The organism is Paenibacillus whitsoniae, assembly GCF_003955665.1.
Lineage (GTDB): Bacteria > Bacillota > Bacilli > Paenibacillales > NBRC-103111 > Paenibacillus_E > Paenibacillus_E whitsoniae.
Genome location: NZ_RXHU01000040.1, coordinates 1 through 14,820, shown reverse-complemented (window position 1 = coordinate 14,820; position 14,820 = coordinate 1). Strand labels below are relative to the sequence as shown.

Sequence of the window (14,820 nt, the reverse complement as noted above, 5' to 3'; positions counted from 1 at the left end):
CTTCGGACAACCCCTTTGTCTTATTCGGCAGCAGGCTGCAAATTTTTGAACTGATTGGAAAACATCCGGTAATACGTGCCTTCTTTCTCCATCAGCGCACCATGACTGCCTTGCTCGGCGATCCCGCCTTTATCGATGACCATGATCGTATCGGCATCCCGGATCGTGTTCAGCCGGTGCGCGATGATGAAGCTGGTGCGCCCGCGCATGATCCCAAGCAGCGCTTCCTGGATGTGCAGCTCAGTCCGCGTGTCGATGGAGCTTGTCGCCTCATCAAGAATGAGAATCGACGGATCCGCGAGGATGACGCGCGCGATCGCCAGCAATTGACGCTGCCCTTGGCTCAGATTGCCGCCATTCTCGGAGAGAGGCGTATCGTAGCGCCCCGGCAGCCGATGAATAAAGGCGTGCGCATTCGCAAGCTTGGCCGCCGCTTCGACTTCAGCATCCGTTGCGTCCGGCTTGCCATAAAGGATGTTCTCCTTGATCGTACCGGAGAACAAATACGTGTCCTGCAGCACGATGCCGAAGGCTCTGCGTAGACTGTCGCGGGTGTAGGTACGGATGTCGCGCCCATCAATCGTAATCGTGCCGCTCGACGCATCGTAGAAGCGCGTCACGAGATTGACGATCGTCGTCTTGCCCGCGCCCGTTGGCCCGACGAGAGCAATGGAGCTGCCGGCCGGGGCATCGAAGCTCACATTGCGCAGGATTGGCACATCAGCCCGATACCCGAAGGTTACATTCGTGAACTCGACGTGGCCGATCGGCTTCTGAAGCTCGATGGCGTCGGGCTCATCCGGCACTTCTTCGGCTTCGTCGAGCACCTCGAACGCGCGTTCGGCGCCGGCGACGCCGGACTGCAGCACGTTATACGTGTTCGCAATGTCATTCAGCGGCCGCACGAACTGGCGCGAATAGCTCAGGAAGCTGGCGATGACGCCGACGGTGATATGCCCTTTGACGGCGAGCACACCGCCGACTACCGCTACGGCGGCAAAACCGATGTTATTAATGACACTGAGCAGCGGCATGAGAAAGCCTGACCAAATTTGCGCCTTCAAGCCAACTTCGAACAGTCGGCCATTCACTTCATTGAATTCACGGATCGCCTGCTGCTCCCGGTTGAACGCTTTGACGACGAGAAGTCCTGTTACCGTCTCTTCAATATGTCCGTTAAGCTTGCCAAGCTGCGCCTGCTGCTCTTTGAACAATTTGCTGGTTCGCTTCGTAATCGTGCGCGCCAACAGGAAGACAAGCGGCACGGTGATGAGGCTTGCGAGCGTGAGCAGGGGGCTGAGTACTAGCATCATGACCAACGAGCCGACAATGGCGATCGAGCCGGTCATGAGCTGGGTCGTCGCTTGCGAGATCGTATTGCTTACGTTGTCGATATCGTTTGATAGCCGACTCATCACATCGCCGTGCGAACGGCTGTCGAAGTAAGCAAGCGGCAGCTTCTGCAGTTTGGCAAACATTGTCTGCCGCATGCGCATGACGACGCGTTGGGCGAGGCCCGCCATGACCCAGCTTTGCAGGAATGTCAGTCCGGCATCGCCGACATAGGTACCGATTAACGCGAAGATCGTCACGTTCAGCACATTGTAGTCTACTGTTCCGTTCGCCATCGCGTCGACGGCAACGCCGATCAGATACGGCCCGCTCAGCGTCAGCAGCGCGTCAGCCAAGATGAAAATGAAGACGACTGTGAGCCACTTACGCTCGGTGCCAAGGTACGACCAGAGCCGCCTTAACGTGCCTTTGAAGTTTTTGGGCTTGACGACTGGCGCCCGTCCGCCGCGGCCAATAGGGCCGTTCAGCACAGGAACGTCAGGCTTCTGGCCGGCGGTGTCATTCCCCTTGGACATGAGGTGTCAGCTCCTTTCCGAACTGGGATTGGAAGATTTCGACATAGACCCGGCAGGAAGCCATTAGCGTGTCGTGCGTGCCGACGCCGACGACTTCACCGTCGTCGAGCACGATAATTTTATCTGCATCCATCACCGAAGAAATGCGCTGTGCGATCATCAGGCAAGTCACACCTTGCGCATACTGCTTGAGCGATTCCTTGATGCGGGTCTCCGTCGCAGTATCTAGGGCGCTTGTGCAGTCGTCGAGAATTAGAATATCGGGCCTGCGAATCAGTGCGCGGGCAATGGAAAGCCGCTGCTTTTGGCCACCGGAGAGGTTAACGCCTTTTTGCCCAAGCCGAGTTGCATAACCTTCTGGAAAAGTCGCGATAAAGGGGTGCGCTTCCGCCATCACGGCCGCCTGCTCAATTTCTTCCTGCGTGGCCGAAGCGAGGCCATACCGCAGGTTGTCGCTAATCGTGCCGCTGAAGAGGATCGTCTTCTGCGGTACGATGCCGATTCGGTTGCGGAGCAGCGCAGGATCGAGCTCTTTCACATCGACGCCGTCCACCTTTACCGTGCCGGAGATGGTGTCGTAGAAGCGGGGGACGAGGGAGATGAGCGTGCTCTTGCCTGCGCCGGTGGAACCGATAATGCCGACAGTTTCGCCGGGGAGGCAGGAGAACGTCACGTTCTTCAAAACAGGATCGCCCCCAGCGCCTTCGTAGGCAAACGTGACATTTTCAAAGTCGATGCGGCCTTTCGGCGAGCTCTCCGGTAAGGTTGCCTCCGAGTTCCACGTAAGGGTGCTCGATTCGCCAAATACTTCCCCAATCCGGTTGGCCGATGCTTTCGCGCGCACGAACATGTTGAACACCATGGAAATCGTCATAAGTGCAAACAAAATTTGCGTCATATAGTTGACGAACGCGACGATGTGGCCGACCTGCATCTGATGGTGGTTAACGCGCCAGGCGCCGAGCCAGATCACGGCAACGATCCCGAAATTCACTGTAAGAATAATGGCCGGGTTAAAAATAGCTAGCAACCGCGTGACCGAGATAGACGTCGCTTGATAGGCCGTGTTCGCCTGTGCGAATTTGTGCGATTCGTGATCGAAACGATTGAACGCCTTGACGACGCGGACGCCAGACAAATACTCGCGCATGACCCGGTTCACGCCGTCTAGCGCTTTCTGCACACGGATAAAACGGGCGAAGCCGAACTTCAGGTTCAGGGCTACGAGTCCAAGCACGATCGGGACGACGATGATCAGGACAACGGCCAGATTCGCATTAAGCCGAACCGCCATAATGAGACTGCCGATACAAAGCAGCGGGGCTTTGACGAAAATGCGCATCAAGCCGTTCACAAAATTTTGCACCTGTGTGACGTCGTTCGTCAGGCGGGTAATGAGCGAGGCGCGTTCGAAGCGCTCGATGTTATTAAACGAGAGCGATTGCATATGCGCGAACAAATCCGCGCGAAGCTCCGTCCCGAATCGCTGAGACACGTGGCTCGCCACAATGTTGCGCATGGATGCCGCCACTGCGCCGAACGCGGTAATGAGCAGCATAATGCCGCCCATCCGCAGGACGTAATCCATCCGGCTCTCGGCAACGCCGTAGTCGAGAATACGGGACATCATTGTTGGCTGGAGCAGATCTGCGAGCGCTTCCAACGAGACGAAAAGCACGGCAACCAGAAATAGCTTCCAGTACTTTTTCACATACTTCTTCATAAATGTCATGGGGTACACTCCTCAGTATGTGGTCAACCTCTTCTCTTAGTAGATACACCGATTCCTAGGAAAGGTCATCCTTTTTTTTCGCGAGTGGTTGAAGGCTGTCAAAGCTTAGCAGCCTCATCGGGGATGAACGTTAAGCATAATTGTTCCAGAATCGTTTCCGGCGACAAGCCGCGCCCCTGACGCTGAAATAAATACGCTTCGCTGCCCAGCGCATGAAGAAGCATATCCGCTTTGAACACGCTGTTTACGCCGCCGGGTTTCGTGCCGTGAATTTCCTCAAACAGCAGGACCAGTTGCTGGTGCAATTCTTGATAGATGGGGCTATACGCGCGTTTTCCGGTAGGCGGGGATGCGTTCTCGATGCCTTTGAGCAGCTGCGCTTTTTTCTCGCGGAAACGGAGGAAAAAGCCGAGCAGCCGCCGCAGCCGCCCTCCTGCCGGCTCCTCTTTATGGGCTTCCATGGCTTCATAAATGTCGTCGAACAGCATATCGACGCTGTCTTTAATAAGATCCTGGCACAGCTCGCTCTTGTTGCGATAGCGCCGGTACAAGGTGCCAGGACCGATCTGCGCTTCTGTGGCGATCTGATTCATGGATACCTGCTCCACACCGTGCAGGTCGAACAAATGCAGGGCCGCATCAATGATGCGCTGCCGATTCTCCGCTGCGTCGCGGCGTTCATTGCGTGGGGGGGTTAGTCTATAGTCCGACATTGCTGCGTTTCACGTCCTTCGGATTCGGATTGCTGGCTTGGATTGACAAACGGAGAGGTCTCCGCTTATTATCAAGTGGAGAGGTCTCCGCTTAATCATATCGCAAGTAACCGGCGTCTGCAAGTGGTTTTGGCGCCTTTAGAAGGAGGGATGAAGTACGTGCCGATTTGGAAAAGGAACGTCTACGTATGCTGGTTCGGCATGTTCGTTACCGGCATCGGCATGAGTCAGATTGCACCGGTCATGCCGTTGTTTATTCAGCATCTTGGCGTCAACAATCAGGATTTGATTGCCCAGCTATCGGGGTTTGCGTTCGGCATTACATTTATTCTGTCTGCCATCTTCTCGCCGATTTGGGGCGCAGCGGCGGATCGAGTCGGCCGCAAGCCGATGCTGCTGCGGGCTAGCTTGGGCATGGCTATTGTCATCGGCTGCATGGGTTATGCGCCAAACGTCTATGTGCTGATCGGGCTGCGCCTGCTGCAGGGGATCATCACCGGCTATAGCACAGCCTGCACGACGCTGATCGCCACGCAGACGGATAAAACGAATGCCGGCTGGGCACTTGGCACATTGTCGACCGCCAACGTGTCGGGCGGCTTGCTTGGCCCGCTGTTCGGCGGTTTTATCGCCGAGCATCTCGGCTTCAAAGCCGTCTTCTTTATCACCGGTGGCTTCATGTTCATTGCGTTTCTCACAACGGCGCTGTTTGTGAAAGAAACGTTCAAGCGCGAGGAGCGGGAACGGCAAACGATGCGTGAGCTGTGGAGCCGCATTCCCGAAAAAAGCTTGACGATCGCGCTGTTCATCTAGTTCTTTATTTTGACCGTGTCGCTGTATTCGGTAGAACCGATCATCACGATTTATATTACGAACATGTCGCAGGCGACCGCGCATGTCGCGTTAATGGCAGGGGTGGCGTTCTCCGCCTCCGGTCTTGCCACAATTATCGCGGCGCCGCGACTCGGCAAGCTGTCGGATCGCATCGGCGCGCATAAGGTGATGTTAACCGCGCTCATTGTCGCAGGCGTTTTGTTTATCCCGCAAGCGCTGGTGCACAACTCTTGGGAGCTGACAGGGCTTCGCTTTCTGTTCGGCCTAGCCGCAGCAGGCTTGACCCCGTCGATCAACGTTTTGATGAAAAAAATTACGCCTGCTGCGTTGACTGGCCGTGTGTTCGGATTTTCCATGTCTGCAGGGTATTTGGGTGTCTTTGTCGGCGGTATTTTGGGTGGGCAGGTCGCAGCGTGGCTGCGGATTCAGGACGTCTTTTACATCACGGGCGCTTTGCTGCTCTTGAATGCTGTGCTGGTCTACTTCTGTGTTGTTAAAAAGTTAAATAGATTGAACAATCAGCAGGTTGCAGCTTGAAAATCCGTGGGACAGGGGAGATACGAGGGTGAAATTTCAGCAAATCAGCAAGCATATTTGGAGTGTCCGGGCGTGGATGATTATTCCGTGCCATGTCTGGCTGGTCGTGGAGGAGGAGGGGATCACGCTGGTTGATGCGGGCGTACCTTGGATGGCAGGGAGCATTCAGAAGCTAATCGATCGGCTTGGAGCCGGTCCGCTGCGGCGCATTGTGTTGACGCACGGGCATCCGGATCATGTCGGCTCGATTAAGAAAATTGTGCAAGCGAGCCCGGTGCCGATCTATGCGCATCGCCTGGAAATTCCTTACGCGGAAGGCGATCTGCCTTATCCGGGGAAAAGCAAGCCTGCCCCACAGGTGGCCAAGGGGCTGCTGCGGCCGCTGACGGAGCTGGCGGATGGCGAGATAGCGTCAATTGGGGCGCTGCGCCCATTTTTTACTCCGGGGCATTCGCCCGGCCATGTCGTGTATTATCATGAACAGGACGACGTGCTGCTGACCGGGGATTTGTTCAACTCGAAGCGCGGCAAGCTTCTGCCGCCGCGGTTCACGCCGAATCCAGATGAGGCGCGGCGCAGCGCGCGCATTGTGGAGACACTGAAGCCGCATCGCCTGGAAGTGTGCCATGGCGATACGGTGTACCGTCCGGCGGAGCAGATGGACGACTTTTTCAAAATCGCCAAGAGGTGATAAATGAGGCTGCCGGATGCCGGCAGTCTTTTTTTGCGGGCGAACGAGAGAAAGCTCGTCGTTACAAGCCACATGCTGAATGAAAATGGTGGGAGCGCTTGGCGTGAAACCCCGGAAATTGGCGGGAAGCGGGATTTTTCGTTGTAACGGTTGCGACAGCGGCTATTTAGTCAAAATCGACGAGATTTCGTCTAGATTGATGGACCGTCTAATTTCGCGGCGCCCACAGCATGATGGATACGCCGACAATGCAGATGGCTGCGCCCAGCCAGTCGTAGAGATCCGGCGCTTTCTTATCGATCAGCCAGCCCCACAGGACGGCTAGCACGATGAATACGCCGCCATACGCCGCATAGACGCGCCCGAACGAAGGAAAGCTTTGCAATGTCGGGATGATCCCGTAGAGGACAAGTACAAGACCGCCCACAATGCCGTACCAGAGCGGCTTTCCTTCGCGCAGCCAGAGCCAGACGAGGTAGCCGCCGCCGATTTCCGCCAGTCCGGCAGCAAAAAAGATGATGAATGACATGAACATGATGGTGTACACCTTTCTATGTAAGAATGTAGCGTTATGTCCACTATAGACAAGCGCCATTCATCTGTAAATGAAAGGATGCCGTGAGGATAAATAGGGGCGCAGGTTGGAAAAATAACCGCATACCGCAGGAATGAGGTAGATAAGGAAGGAGCCGTTGAACGCTTATGTCATGGATCAAACGCATGTTAATCGGAAGACCGCTCAAGTCAGCGGAGTTGGGCGAGCAAAAAATCAATAAAACCAAAGCGCTCGCCATCCTGTCCTCCGATGCGCTTTCCTCCGTGGCGTATGGCCCGGAACAAATCTTACTTGTGCTCGTCACGGTAGGGGCGGCAGCATTCTGGTATTCCATCCCGATCGGGGTAGGGGTCCTGGTTCTCCTAACCGCACTCATTCTGTCATATCGGCAAATTATATATGCGTATCCGCATGGCGGAGGGGCCTATGTCGTCTCAAAAGAAAACCTGGGCAAATATCCGGGTCTCGTCGCCGGGGGTTCGCTTCTGGTGGATTACATCTTGACGGTTGCCGTGAGTGTGTCAGCCGGGACGGACGCGATTACGTCAGCTTTTCCCAGCTTGCATGCCTATAGCGTTGGGATTGCCATTATATTCGTGATCCTCATCACGATTTTAAATTTACGAGGCTTGACGGAATCTGCCTCGATTCTTTCGTATCCCGTCTATTTATTCGTAGCGGCGCTGTTTATCCTGATCGGTGTCGGTGTGTATCAGATCGCGACTGGCCGGTTCTCGCCGGACTTGCATGCTTCTCTTGGCACAGAAGTGGCAGGTATCAGCTTGTTCCTGCTGCTGCGGGCATTTGCTTCCGGCAGTTCCGCGCTGACTGGAGTTGAGGCGATCTCTAATGCGATCCCGAACTTCAAGGAACCGGCCCCTCAAAATGCAACCAGAACGCTTATTGCCATGGGGACGCTCCTAGCGATTTTATTTTCGGGCATCGTCTATCTCGCTTACGAACTCGGGGTCAGTCCCAAAGCTGAGGTGACGGTCGTTTCGCAGATTGCGGAGGAGATTTTTGGCCGCGGCTTTCTGTACTTTTTTATCCAGGGCACGACCGCGCTGATCTTGATTCTCGCCGCCAACACCGGTTATTCCGCGTTTCCGCTGCTTGCTGTCAATCTCGCGAAGGACAAGTTTATTCCGAAAATGTTCACGAACCGCGGCGACCGCTTGGGCTATTCCAACGGCATCATTTTCCTCGGCATTTTCTCGATTATTCTCATTCTGGCGTTCGAGGGGCAGACGGAGCATCTGATTCCGCTTTACGCCGTCGGGGTGTTCATTCCGTTCACGCTGTCGCAGACCGGGATGATGATGAAGTGGCTCCGCACCCGGCCCAGCGGCTGGGTAATTAAGCTTGTCATCAACACGACTGGCGCGGCGATTTCCTGCATTGTGTCGCTCATGTTCTTTTTTACCAAGTTTGGGCAGGTGTGGCCTGTACTGATTTTTTTGCCGGGCATGGTGTGGATTTTCTATAAAATCCGCAAGCACTACGACACCGTTGGGGATCAGCTGCGCATAACGTCGTGCGAGCCCGTGCCGCCGATTGAGGGCAATGTGGTCATTCTGCCTGTCGCCGGCATCACGCATGTGGTCGAATACTCGCTGAATTACGCGAAATCGCTCTCGCCGCATCAGATTATCGCCGTTTATGTACCATTTGAACGGGAAGAGGAACTGGCTTTTCAGGAGAAATGGCAGAAGTGGCAGCCGGATGTGCGGCTCGTCACGTTGCTGTCGCCATATCGCAGCATCATTACGCCGCTCAGTAAATTTATTGACACGGTGCAGCGAAAAGCAAGTGAGTCGCATTATCAGGTAACGGTCATCATCCCGCAGTTTATTCCGCGAAAGGGATGGCACAACATTTTGCATAATCAGTCCAGCATCTTCATCCGCACGCATCTGCTGCTCAGCCGGAATGTGATTATTACAACGGTGCCGTATCGATTAAAGAAGTAAGCGCGTGCTATAATGGGGGATGGCTGAGGATGCGGGAGGTGCGGCGCGGGTGATCGAGCTTGTGGGAACTTGTGAGAAGTGCAAGCGGCCGGTGTACTGCCGAGATGGATTTATTGACGGGATCGTGCAGCCGGACAAAACGGTGATTTGCTTCGCGTGCTCGGAGGATGGGGCGAATGAAGGGAAGAAAAAAAGCTGACCCCGCGGGTCAGCTCGGTGAGCAGCGTCACAGTTGACGCTGTTTTTTTATTTTTCGCAGCGCGATGAACTGCTTCCATTGGAAGTACATGAAGCATCCCAGGCAGAAGCCGCACAGTGCGAGCACGACGGCGACGGTCAGCATGGCGAGTGCGATGTAGGCGAGAATCGTCCAACCAACAGCGTACGCGGCCAACGTCACGGTGAGGAACAGGATAGCTAACAAATTGTTAAAGCGCAGCAGTTCGCGGCTCTCTGTTTTCGTACTGACCGGGTACATGGAAGCGAAAATATGCACAAACGGGTTATACCTGACGCCGAACTGGCGGGAGATGAGCTGAACCGCGAGCGGAATCAGTAAAATCCACACCTGCTGCAGCAGAACGGTTGCAATGATACTTAGCAGAATCCCTGTCTGGTTGCCGCGAACGAGATGCAGAGGGACATCATCAACGCAGGATAAATCAAGTTGGCTTCGTTGTGAAGTCATAGAGAAACCTCCGTTCATAGGACGTGATGGTATCTCCATTATACAATAATTCCGAGTAATCCGATATACTTTTATTTTGAGGGGCGTCGATTGATTTTTGCCTCAGGCTGTGTTATGATCCAACTAATCTAAACGACGAAATGAGGCTGAAGATGGATATGTAGGATTTCTTGCGATTGGATTCTGAAATAGAACAGTGAACAGCATGTGTTCGCATGTTTTATTTTGATCTGGCAAGAAAGCAGCATATCTTCTTCAGCTTATTTAAATATCCTCTTCGATCCCCCGATTTGCCGGGGACGATTTGCTGTATTTAATTTGAGCTGTGAGAAAGCTACTTTCTTGCGGCTCTTATTTTTTTGTACAGGGAGGATACGCCTATGTCATTGATTAAAGTTACGAATCTCACGTTTGCCTATGAGGGCAGCTACGATACTATTTTTGAAAACGTCTCGTTCCAGATTGATACGAGTTGGAAGCTTGGCTTTACGGGCCGCAATGGCAGGGGAAAGACGACGTTCCTGAACCTGCTCTTGGGTAAATACCCTTACAGCGGTCATATTTCCGCGCAGGTCGGCTTTGATTATTTCCCTTTCCATGTGGCGCATTCGGAATGGCTTACAATGGACGTCGTCAGCGACATCGATCCCGATTACGAGCATTGGATGCTGATGCGCGAACTGACGCAGCTGCGCGTGTCGGAGGACGTGCTGTACCGGCCGTTCGATTCGCTGTCGCAGGGTGAACAGACGAAGGTGCTGCTCGCAGCTTTATTTTTAAAAGATAACCGGTTCTTGCTCATCGATGAACCTACGAACCATTTGGATATGGAAGCCCGTGAACTGGTCAGCGATTATTTGAAATCGAAAAGCGGCTTCATTCTCGTCTCGCATGACCGAGTATTTCTGGACAACTGCATCGATCACGTGCTGTCGATCAACAAGACAAATATTGAGATTCAGCGGGGGAATTTTTCCGATTGGTGGGTGAACAAAGAGCGACAGGACAACTTCGAACTGGCGGAGAACGACAAGCTGAAAAAGGACATCAAACGGTTGTCCGAAGCTGCGCAGCGTACGAATCAATGGTCGCACGAGGTGGAAAAGACGAAAAACGGCACTCGCAACTCCGGCTCCAAAGTGGATAAAGGGTACATCGGTCACAAAGCTGCGAAAATGATGAAGCGCTCGAAGTCGATGGAGCACCGGCAGCAGGCTGCGATTGAGGAGAAGTCCGGCTTGCTGAAAAATATCGAGACCGCTGAGAGTTTAAAGCTGGCGCAATTGGCCTATCATGCCCGGGAGCTCGCTGCGCTGGATCATGTGTCTCTCTACTATGGCGAGCGGCAGGTGTGCAGCGATGTTAGCTTTACGGTCGAGCAAGGGGATCGGATTGCGCTCTCCGGAAAAAACGGCTCCGGTAAATCCAGCATCCTGAAGCTGTTAGTAGGCGAGGACATCGCGCACACAGGTACGCTGCGTAAAGGCAGCAGGCTGAAAATCTCTTATGTTTCCCAGGACACGTCGCAGCTACGCGGCAGCCTCACGGACTTTGCGCGCGAAGCGGAGATCGACGAAAGCTTGTTTAAGGCGATTTTGCGCAAGCTGGATTTTGCTCGCGTGCAGTTCGAGAAAGACATGTCCGCTTTCAGCGGCGGTCAGAAGAAGAAGGTGCTTATCGCTCGAAGCCTGTGCGAGCAGGCGCATTTGCACATTTGGGATGAGCCGCTCAATTTCATCGATGTGCTGTCGCGCATGCAGATTGAAGAACTGCTGCTGGAGCATGCGCCGACAATTGTGTTTGTGGAACATGATCGAGCGTTTTGCGATCATATCGCCACGAAGATTGTGGAGTTGTAAGGGAGGGAGCTCGCGGCGCTTTTGGCGTTAGCGGGCTCTTTTTATTATTTTCAATATTTTGGAAGGGTGATAAGATGGAAGGGATAAGGAAGGAGCGTGGGTGAGACATGAAAAAGATTGTGGCGGGCGGTTTTTTCCTAATTAGCGGGATTCTGCTGTATCTTGGGATTCGTATTCCTGCCGGTATCACTGCTGCCAAACTTGGAGGCTGGGAAACACCGCCAGGTCGATACGGCACAGCTCTGGAAGCAATAGGCGGAGCGGGGCCTGCTAACATCGCCATCATTTTTATCATTTTGGGGACGGTTATGATCGTGCTCGGGGCTTTCAGTGAAGAACTAAGGGCGATATGGAAGAAAGTAGCCGATAAGGGGCGGGAGCTGGCGGAATGAAGATGGAGTGGAACGGCTTTCTGATTAGTGATGATCCACGATTACGGTTAATTCGCGAAAAGGAACTTGAAGATCTACTCGACTTGTACAAGCATTTAAACAAAAATGATCCGGAGTTAACAAGGGGCCAAGCTTTACATGAACTGTGGCAGGACATCATCTCAGATCGCAATATGAACACCAGAACGGTGTTAAGACCGCATTTATTATCAACTACGTTTAAAATGCTACGAACACTATGTAACAAAAACGTCAACCACGGAATTCATTTCCATGATTGACGTTCCTTTCATAATAAGGACTGCGTTAGCCTAGCGATCTTCCAAGACGCTCCTCCAAAATCAGGCGCAGCTCATCAGGGATCCGTTCAAACTCCACTCCTTTCCCCAGAAACAAAAGCCAATCCGCGTAATACGCCAGCTCCTCAGTATCGGTCACATCCAGCTGAACATTGAAAATTCCGCTCGACTGAAACATCCCTGTAAAGGACAAAATAATTCCCGGCGGGTGCAAACGTTTAAAGCGCCGAATCCCAGTCGCATCAAGCTTCACAACGAGATTGGAGCTGCGTGCGCCTACCAGTTTTTTGTGTAAAATCTCTTGCTCCGACCACTTCATCGCCTCTTCGGATATGGCCGAATCCCGCAGCATCTCAACAGGCAAATAACGAAACTCATCCCTATCAAAATCATAAACCTCGACAAGCCACCGAGCGTTCGAGTTGAAAATATGCAACAGAAAAACGTCCATCAACTGGGACGTGCCGGGACTCAACTCATAAGTCAAGCGTAAGTGTTTATCCCGCACGGCAAGTGAAATCAGCTTGTTCAACTCCGCAGGCGCCGCATCGTCGAGCTCCAAGAGATTTGGGTTGGCAGGATTTGTATCTTCAAAAAGCAAAATATTATTCAGCTCGATGAGCTCGTCTTGCTGGGTTTGCGACGCGATACCAATGAGTTTTTCAGTGATGGAGCGGCGATTGTGCAGGTAGGGCAGCTGCGAATTTTTCGAGGCGATGAAGCTGATGAAAATCGCCTTCAACTCTTCAGGCGTGAAGCGGACGGCAGGCAGATACTGATTTTGCAGGACATGGTAGCCGCCGCCGCGTCCAAGTTCAGTAGTCAGCGGAAAACCAAGCGCCTGAATCTCGTTAATGTCGCGGATCGCCGTCGCGCGGGAAATTTTGAATTCCTCCTGAATTTCGGCAATCGTAAAGTGTGCGCGGTTGTTGATGTAGCGCATGATCAGGTTCACTCGTTCAGTTTTTTTCATAATCGATCCTCGATAGTAGAAAGTAGATAATATTTTACTTTTTTTGGTTCTAAATAAAGGGTATCATTTTTTGATACATTTAACAATTAGAATCAATCTTGTGAAAGATAAACCCGCAGAGGAGCGAATAAAAAATGTCTACCTACACAATCAAATCCATCTCAGAAAACTACAAAATGACAGCATACGGTGTTCTACTGGAAGATTACAACGACTGGGCAGGCAATGCAGCAAAAACAGCAGCGAAAAAAGCAGAAATCACGGAAAACGGCAAGCTTGCTGAACTTCTAGCGCTTGCTGACGGGCAAGAATATCAAATCAACTACGTCGTCGACGGCAAAGCTTGGCGCGGCTTCGGCGTGATGGGTGAGTTCGACGTGGAAGGCGCGGCCGTACTCGATTTCCTTGCTGGCGACTACATTGTCGTGCCAGGATCAGGGGCTGACAAAGACCGCCTTGCTGATGAAATCACAGGTAAAGTTTTCGGCGGCTTGCTTCAAGAAATCACCGACTACAAATATGTGGGTCCTGGTAACGCAACATTCGTCAAAGCAGCTGGCAACGGTGAATTCTACGGCGAAATGTGGCTTCGTGCAAAAAAAATCGAAGGCTAAAGGAGCGCGCACATGGCAGCGTACACACTTGAACACAAGAAATCATTCACATTAACCGGATTTGGTTTTTCAATCAGATCGAATTTCCAAGACATGGCAGCGATGCAAAAGGAAAAAGCGGAGTTTTGGGGCGGACTCAAAGCTGACGGGCGTTTTGATAAACTCAAAAATGCCGCCAAAGACGATCGCGAATGGTCAGTTAATGAGGTTTATCAAGGCAAGCCTTGGAATTATTTCGCGGTTGAAGCCAGTAAGTCAGTAGCTGACGCAACGCGTATGATCGAGTTCCCGGATAGCGAGTACATTGTCGTCGCAGGAAACGGGGACAAGGAAACATTATTTGATCAGCTGACTTACCGTGCTTTTGGCGAGGTCCTGTCCAAAATCACGGACTACGCATACATCGGCGGTCCAAATGCGACGTATCGCAAAGATAACGGAGACGGCACGTTCTACGGTGAGTTTTGGGTGCCTGTGGTTAAAAAGTGATAAGGAAAAATCCTGTGAAAACAGGATTTTTTTATTTCCTAGCGAAAAAGATAGCGTTATCAAATACGGGGAGGGAATTCGATGCATCCCATTTTAAATCAGATCGGCACGGTATTCATTCCTGTTAGCAACATTGAACACGCGCGGGATTGGTACTGTGACATTCTCGGTGTACCCGTTGAAGGGGAAATTCTGTTCGGGCATCTCTTCGTTGTCCCGATGAAGGGGACGAGCCTTGTGTTGGACAGCAAAATTTATGCGGAAGACCGCGTGTTTCGCGTGCCTGCGTTTCACTTGAATACGACTGACATTGATGCGGCGTACGCCTTCATGAAAGAGAAGCAAGTGAATCTCTTAACCCCGATCGAACATCAGCACTGGTTTAATTTCAAGGATCCGGACGACAATGTGCTGATGGTGTGCAAATGCTAAGGGCGGCATAGAAGCTGACCAGAGTCAGCTAGGTTAGGAAGCTCGATTCCTGCGATTAAGCAGGAATTTCTCGCAAAAATGCCGTTTTCAGCAAGATTCCTGCGAAAAGGCAGGTTTTTCTGCCGAACGCGCTCCAAAAGAGGGTTCTCGCCCGAAAAACCTGCTGAATCGCA

Annotated in this window: 17 protein-coding genes; 11 read left to right on the top strand and 6 right to left on the bottom strand. The window is 52.6% G+C overall.

Going from position 1 to position 14,820, the window contains the following annotated elements; genetic code table 11:
• Positions 1–20 precede the first annotated feature (20 nt).
• The 3 genes from EJQ19_RS14285 to EJQ19_RS14275 all read right to left on the bottom strand — a co-directional run bounded on the left by EJQ19_RS14285 (position 21) and on the right by EJQ19_RS14275 (position 4,313).
• Positions 21–1,868, bottom strand: coding sequence for an ABC transporter ATP-binding protein (locus EJQ19_RS14285; RefSeq protein WP_126141910.1), 1,848 nt, complete (start codon positions 1,866–1,868; stop codon positions 21–23).
• Complete coding sequence (locus EJQ19_RS14280; RefSeq protein WP_126141909.1) at positions 1,852–3,600, bottom strand: ABC transporter ATP-binding protein; 1,749 nt, start codon at positions 3,598–3,600, stop codon at positions 1,852–1,854. The genes EJQ19_RS14285 and EJQ19_RS14280 overlap by 17 nt, the downstream gene beginning before the upstream one ends.
• Positions 3,601–3,698: 98 nt before the next feature.
• Positions 3,699–4,313, bottom strand: coding sequence for a TetR/AcrR family transcriptional regulator (locus EJQ19_RS14275; RefSeq protein WP_126141908.1), 615 nt, complete (start codon positions 4,311–4,313; stop codon positions 3,699–3,701).
• Positions 4,314–4,472: 159 nt separating this feature from the next.
• Between EJQ19_RS14275 and EJQ19_RS32565 the strand changes: the two genes are divergently transcribed.
• From EJQ19_RS32565 to EJQ19_RS31830, 4 genes are read left to right on the top strand one after another with little or no spacing between them, the layout of a single operon-like run.
• A complete protein-coding gene (locus EJQ19_RS32565) occupies positions 4,473–5,126 on the top strand; it encodes an MFS transporter (protein ID WP_241242904.1) in 654 nt (217 codons plus the stop codon).
• Between the two features lie 15 nt (positions 5,127–5,141).
• The gene (locus EJQ19_RS32560) at positions 5,142–5,684 is read left to right on the top strand and encodes an MFS transporter (RefSeq protein WP_241242908.1); all 543 of its coding nucleotides are present in this window, start codon (positions 5,142–5,144) and stop codon (positions 5,682–5,684) included.
• A 28-nt stretch (positions 5,685–5,712) separates the two neighbouring features.
• Positions 5,713–6,375: an MBL fold metallo-hydrolase gene (locus tag EJQ19_RS14265; protein WP_126141907.1), complete on the top strand. Its 663-nt coding sequence runs from the start codon at positions 5,713–5,715 to the stop codon at positions 6,373–6,375.
• 3 nt (positions 6,376–6,378) lie between these two features.
• On the top strand, positions 6,379–6,522 hold the full coding sequence (locus EJQ19_RS31830; protein ID WP_164716553.1) for a hypothetical protein: 144 nt from the start codon (positions 6,379–6,381) through the stop codon (positions 6,520–6,522).
• 61 nt (positions 6,523–6,583) lie between these two features.
• Here EJQ19_RS31830 and EJQ19_RS14260 read toward each other — a convergent pair whose 3' ends face one another.
• On the bottom strand, positions 6,584–6,910 hold the full coding sequence (locus tag EJQ19_RS14260) for a YnfA family protein (protein ID WP_206438421.1): 327 nt from the start codon (positions 6,908–6,910) through the stop codon (positions 6,584–6,586).
• A 167-nt stretch (positions 6,911–7,077) separates the two neighbouring features.
• Here EJQ19_RS14260 and EJQ19_RS14255 point away from each other — a divergent pair, with 167 nt between their 5' ends.
• Positions 7,078–8,901 carry an APC family permease gene (locus EJQ19_RS14255; RefSeq protein ID WP_126141906.1) on the top strand — a complete coding sequence of 608 codons (1,824 nt, stop codon included), beginning with the start codon at positions 7,078–7,080 and terminating at the stop codon, positions 8,899–8,901.
• Positions 8,902–8,950: 49 nt separating this feature from the next.
• Positions 8,951–9,100, top strand: a complete 150-nt coding sequence (locus EJQ19_RS31825) for a hypothetical protein (RefSeq protein ID WP_164716552.1) — start codon at positions 8,951–8,953, stop codon at positions 9,098–9,100.
• Between the two features lie 27 nt (positions 9,101–9,127).
• Here EJQ19_RS31825 and EJQ19_RS14250 read toward each other — a convergent pair whose 3' ends face one another.
• A complete protein-coding gene (locus EJQ19_RS14250) occupies positions 9,128–9,589 on the bottom strand; it encodes a DUF4395 domain-containing protein (protein ID WP_126141905.1) in 462 nt (153 codons plus the stop codon).
• A 380-nt stretch (positions 9,590–9,969) separates the two neighbouring features.
• On the opposite strand from EJQ19_RS14250, the gene EJQ19_RS14245 reads away from it, so the two are divergent.
• Both EJQ19_RS14245 and EJQ19_RS14240 read left to right on the top strand, forming a co-directional pair.
• The gene (locus EJQ19_RS14245; RefSeq protein WP_126141904.1) at positions 9,970–11,448 is read left to right on the top strand and encodes an Lsa family ABC-F type ribosomal protection protein; all 1,479 of its coding nucleotides are present in this window, start codon (positions 9,970–9,972) and stop codon (positions 11,446–11,448) included.
• Between the two features lie 107 nt (positions 11,449–11,555).
• Complete coding sequence (locus EJQ19_RS14240; protein ID WP_126141903.1) at positions 11,556–11,840, top strand: hypothetical protein; 285 nt, start codon at positions 11,556–11,558, stop codon at positions 11,838–11,840.
• 306 nt (positions 11,841–12,146) lie between these two features.
• On the opposite strand, the gene EJQ19_RS14235 is transcribed toward EJQ19_RS14240, so the two are convergent.
• A complete protein-coding gene (locus tag EJQ19_RS14235) occupies positions 12,147–13,112 on the bottom strand; it encodes a helix-turn-helix transcriptional regulator (RefSeq protein WP_241242903.1) in 966 nt (321 codons plus the stop codon).
• A gap of 134 nt (positions 13,113–13,246) precedes the next feature.
• Here EJQ19_RS14235 and EJQ19_RS14230 point away from each other — a divergent pair, with 134 nt between their 5' ends.
• From EJQ19_RS14230 to EJQ19_RS14220, 3 genes are all read left to right on the top strand, one after another.
• Positions 13,247–13,726: a hypothetical protein gene (locus tag EJQ19_RS14230; RefSeq protein WP_126141902.1), complete on the top strand. Its 480-nt coding sequence runs from the start codon at positions 13,247–13,249 to the stop codon at positions 13,724–13,726.
• A gap of 12 nt (positions 13,727–13,738) precedes the next feature.
• Positions 13,739–14,215 carry a GyrI-like domain-containing protein gene (locus EJQ19_RS14225; RefSeq protein WP_126141901.1) on the top strand — a complete coding sequence of 159 codons (477 nt, stop codon included), beginning with the start codon at positions 13,739–13,741 and terminating at the stop codon, positions 14,213–14,215.
• 81 nt (positions 14,216–14,296) lie between these two features.
• Positions 14,297–14,647 (top strand): VOC family protein, encoded by a 351-nt coding sequence (locus EJQ19_RS14220; RefSeq protein WP_126141900.1) that lies wholly within the window; start codon positions 14,297–14,299, stop codon positions 14,645–14,647.
• The last annotated feature ends 173 nt before the right edge of the window (positions 14,648–14,820 follow it).

Coding starts and splice junctions, on each gene's coding strand:
- EJQ19_RS14235 (WP_241242903.1), bottom strand. CDS start 13,112: ATGAAAAAAACTGAACGAGTGAACCTGATCATGCGCTACATCAACAAC.
- EJQ19_RS14255 (WP_126141906.1), top strand. CDS start 7,078: ATGTCATGGATCAAACGCATGTTAATCGGAAGACCGCTCAAGTCAGCG.
- EJQ19_RS14240 (WP_126141903.1), top strand. CDS start 11,556: ATGAAAAAGATTGTGGCGGGCGGTTTTTTCCTAATTAGCGGGATTCTG.
- EJQ19_RS14250 (WP_126141905.1), bottom strand. CDS start 9,589: ATGACTTCACAACGAAGCCAACTTGATTTATCCTGCGTTGATGATGTC.
- EJQ19_RS14275 (WP_126141908.1), bottom strand. CDS start 4,313: ATGTCGGACTATAGACTAACCCCCCCACGCAATGAACGCCGCGACGCA.
- EJQ19_RS14225 (WP_126141901.1), top strand. CDS start 13,739: ATGGCAGCGTACACACTTGAACACAAGAAATCATTCACATTAACCGGA.
- EJQ19_RS14230 (WP_126141902.1), top strand. CDS start 13,247: ATGTCTACCTACACAATCAAATCCATCTCAGAAAACTACAAAATGACA.
- EJQ19_RS31830 (WP_164716553.1), top strand. CDS start 6,379: ATGAGGCTGCCGGATGCCGGCAGTCTTTTTTTGCGGGCGAACGAGAGA.
- EJQ19_RS14285 (WP_126141910.1), bottom strand. CDS start 1,868: ATGTCCAAGGGGAATGACACCGCCGGCCAGAAGCCTGACGTTCCTGTG.
- EJQ19_RS14220 (WP_126141900.1), top strand. CDS start 14,297: ATGCATCCCATTTTAAATCAGATCGGCACGGTATTCATTCCTGTTAGC.
- EJQ19_RS14260 (WP_206438421.1), bottom strand. CDS start 6,910: ATGTTCATGTCATTCATCATCTTTTTTGCTGCCGGACTGGCGGAAATC.
- EJQ19_RS14245 (WP_126141904.1), top strand. CDS start 9,970: ATGTCATTGATTAAAGTTACGAATCTCACGTTTGCCTATGAGGGCAGC.
- EJQ19_RS14280 (WP_126141909.1), bottom strand. CDS start 3,600: ATGACATTTATGAAGAAGTATGTGAAAAAGTACTGGAAGCTATTTCTG.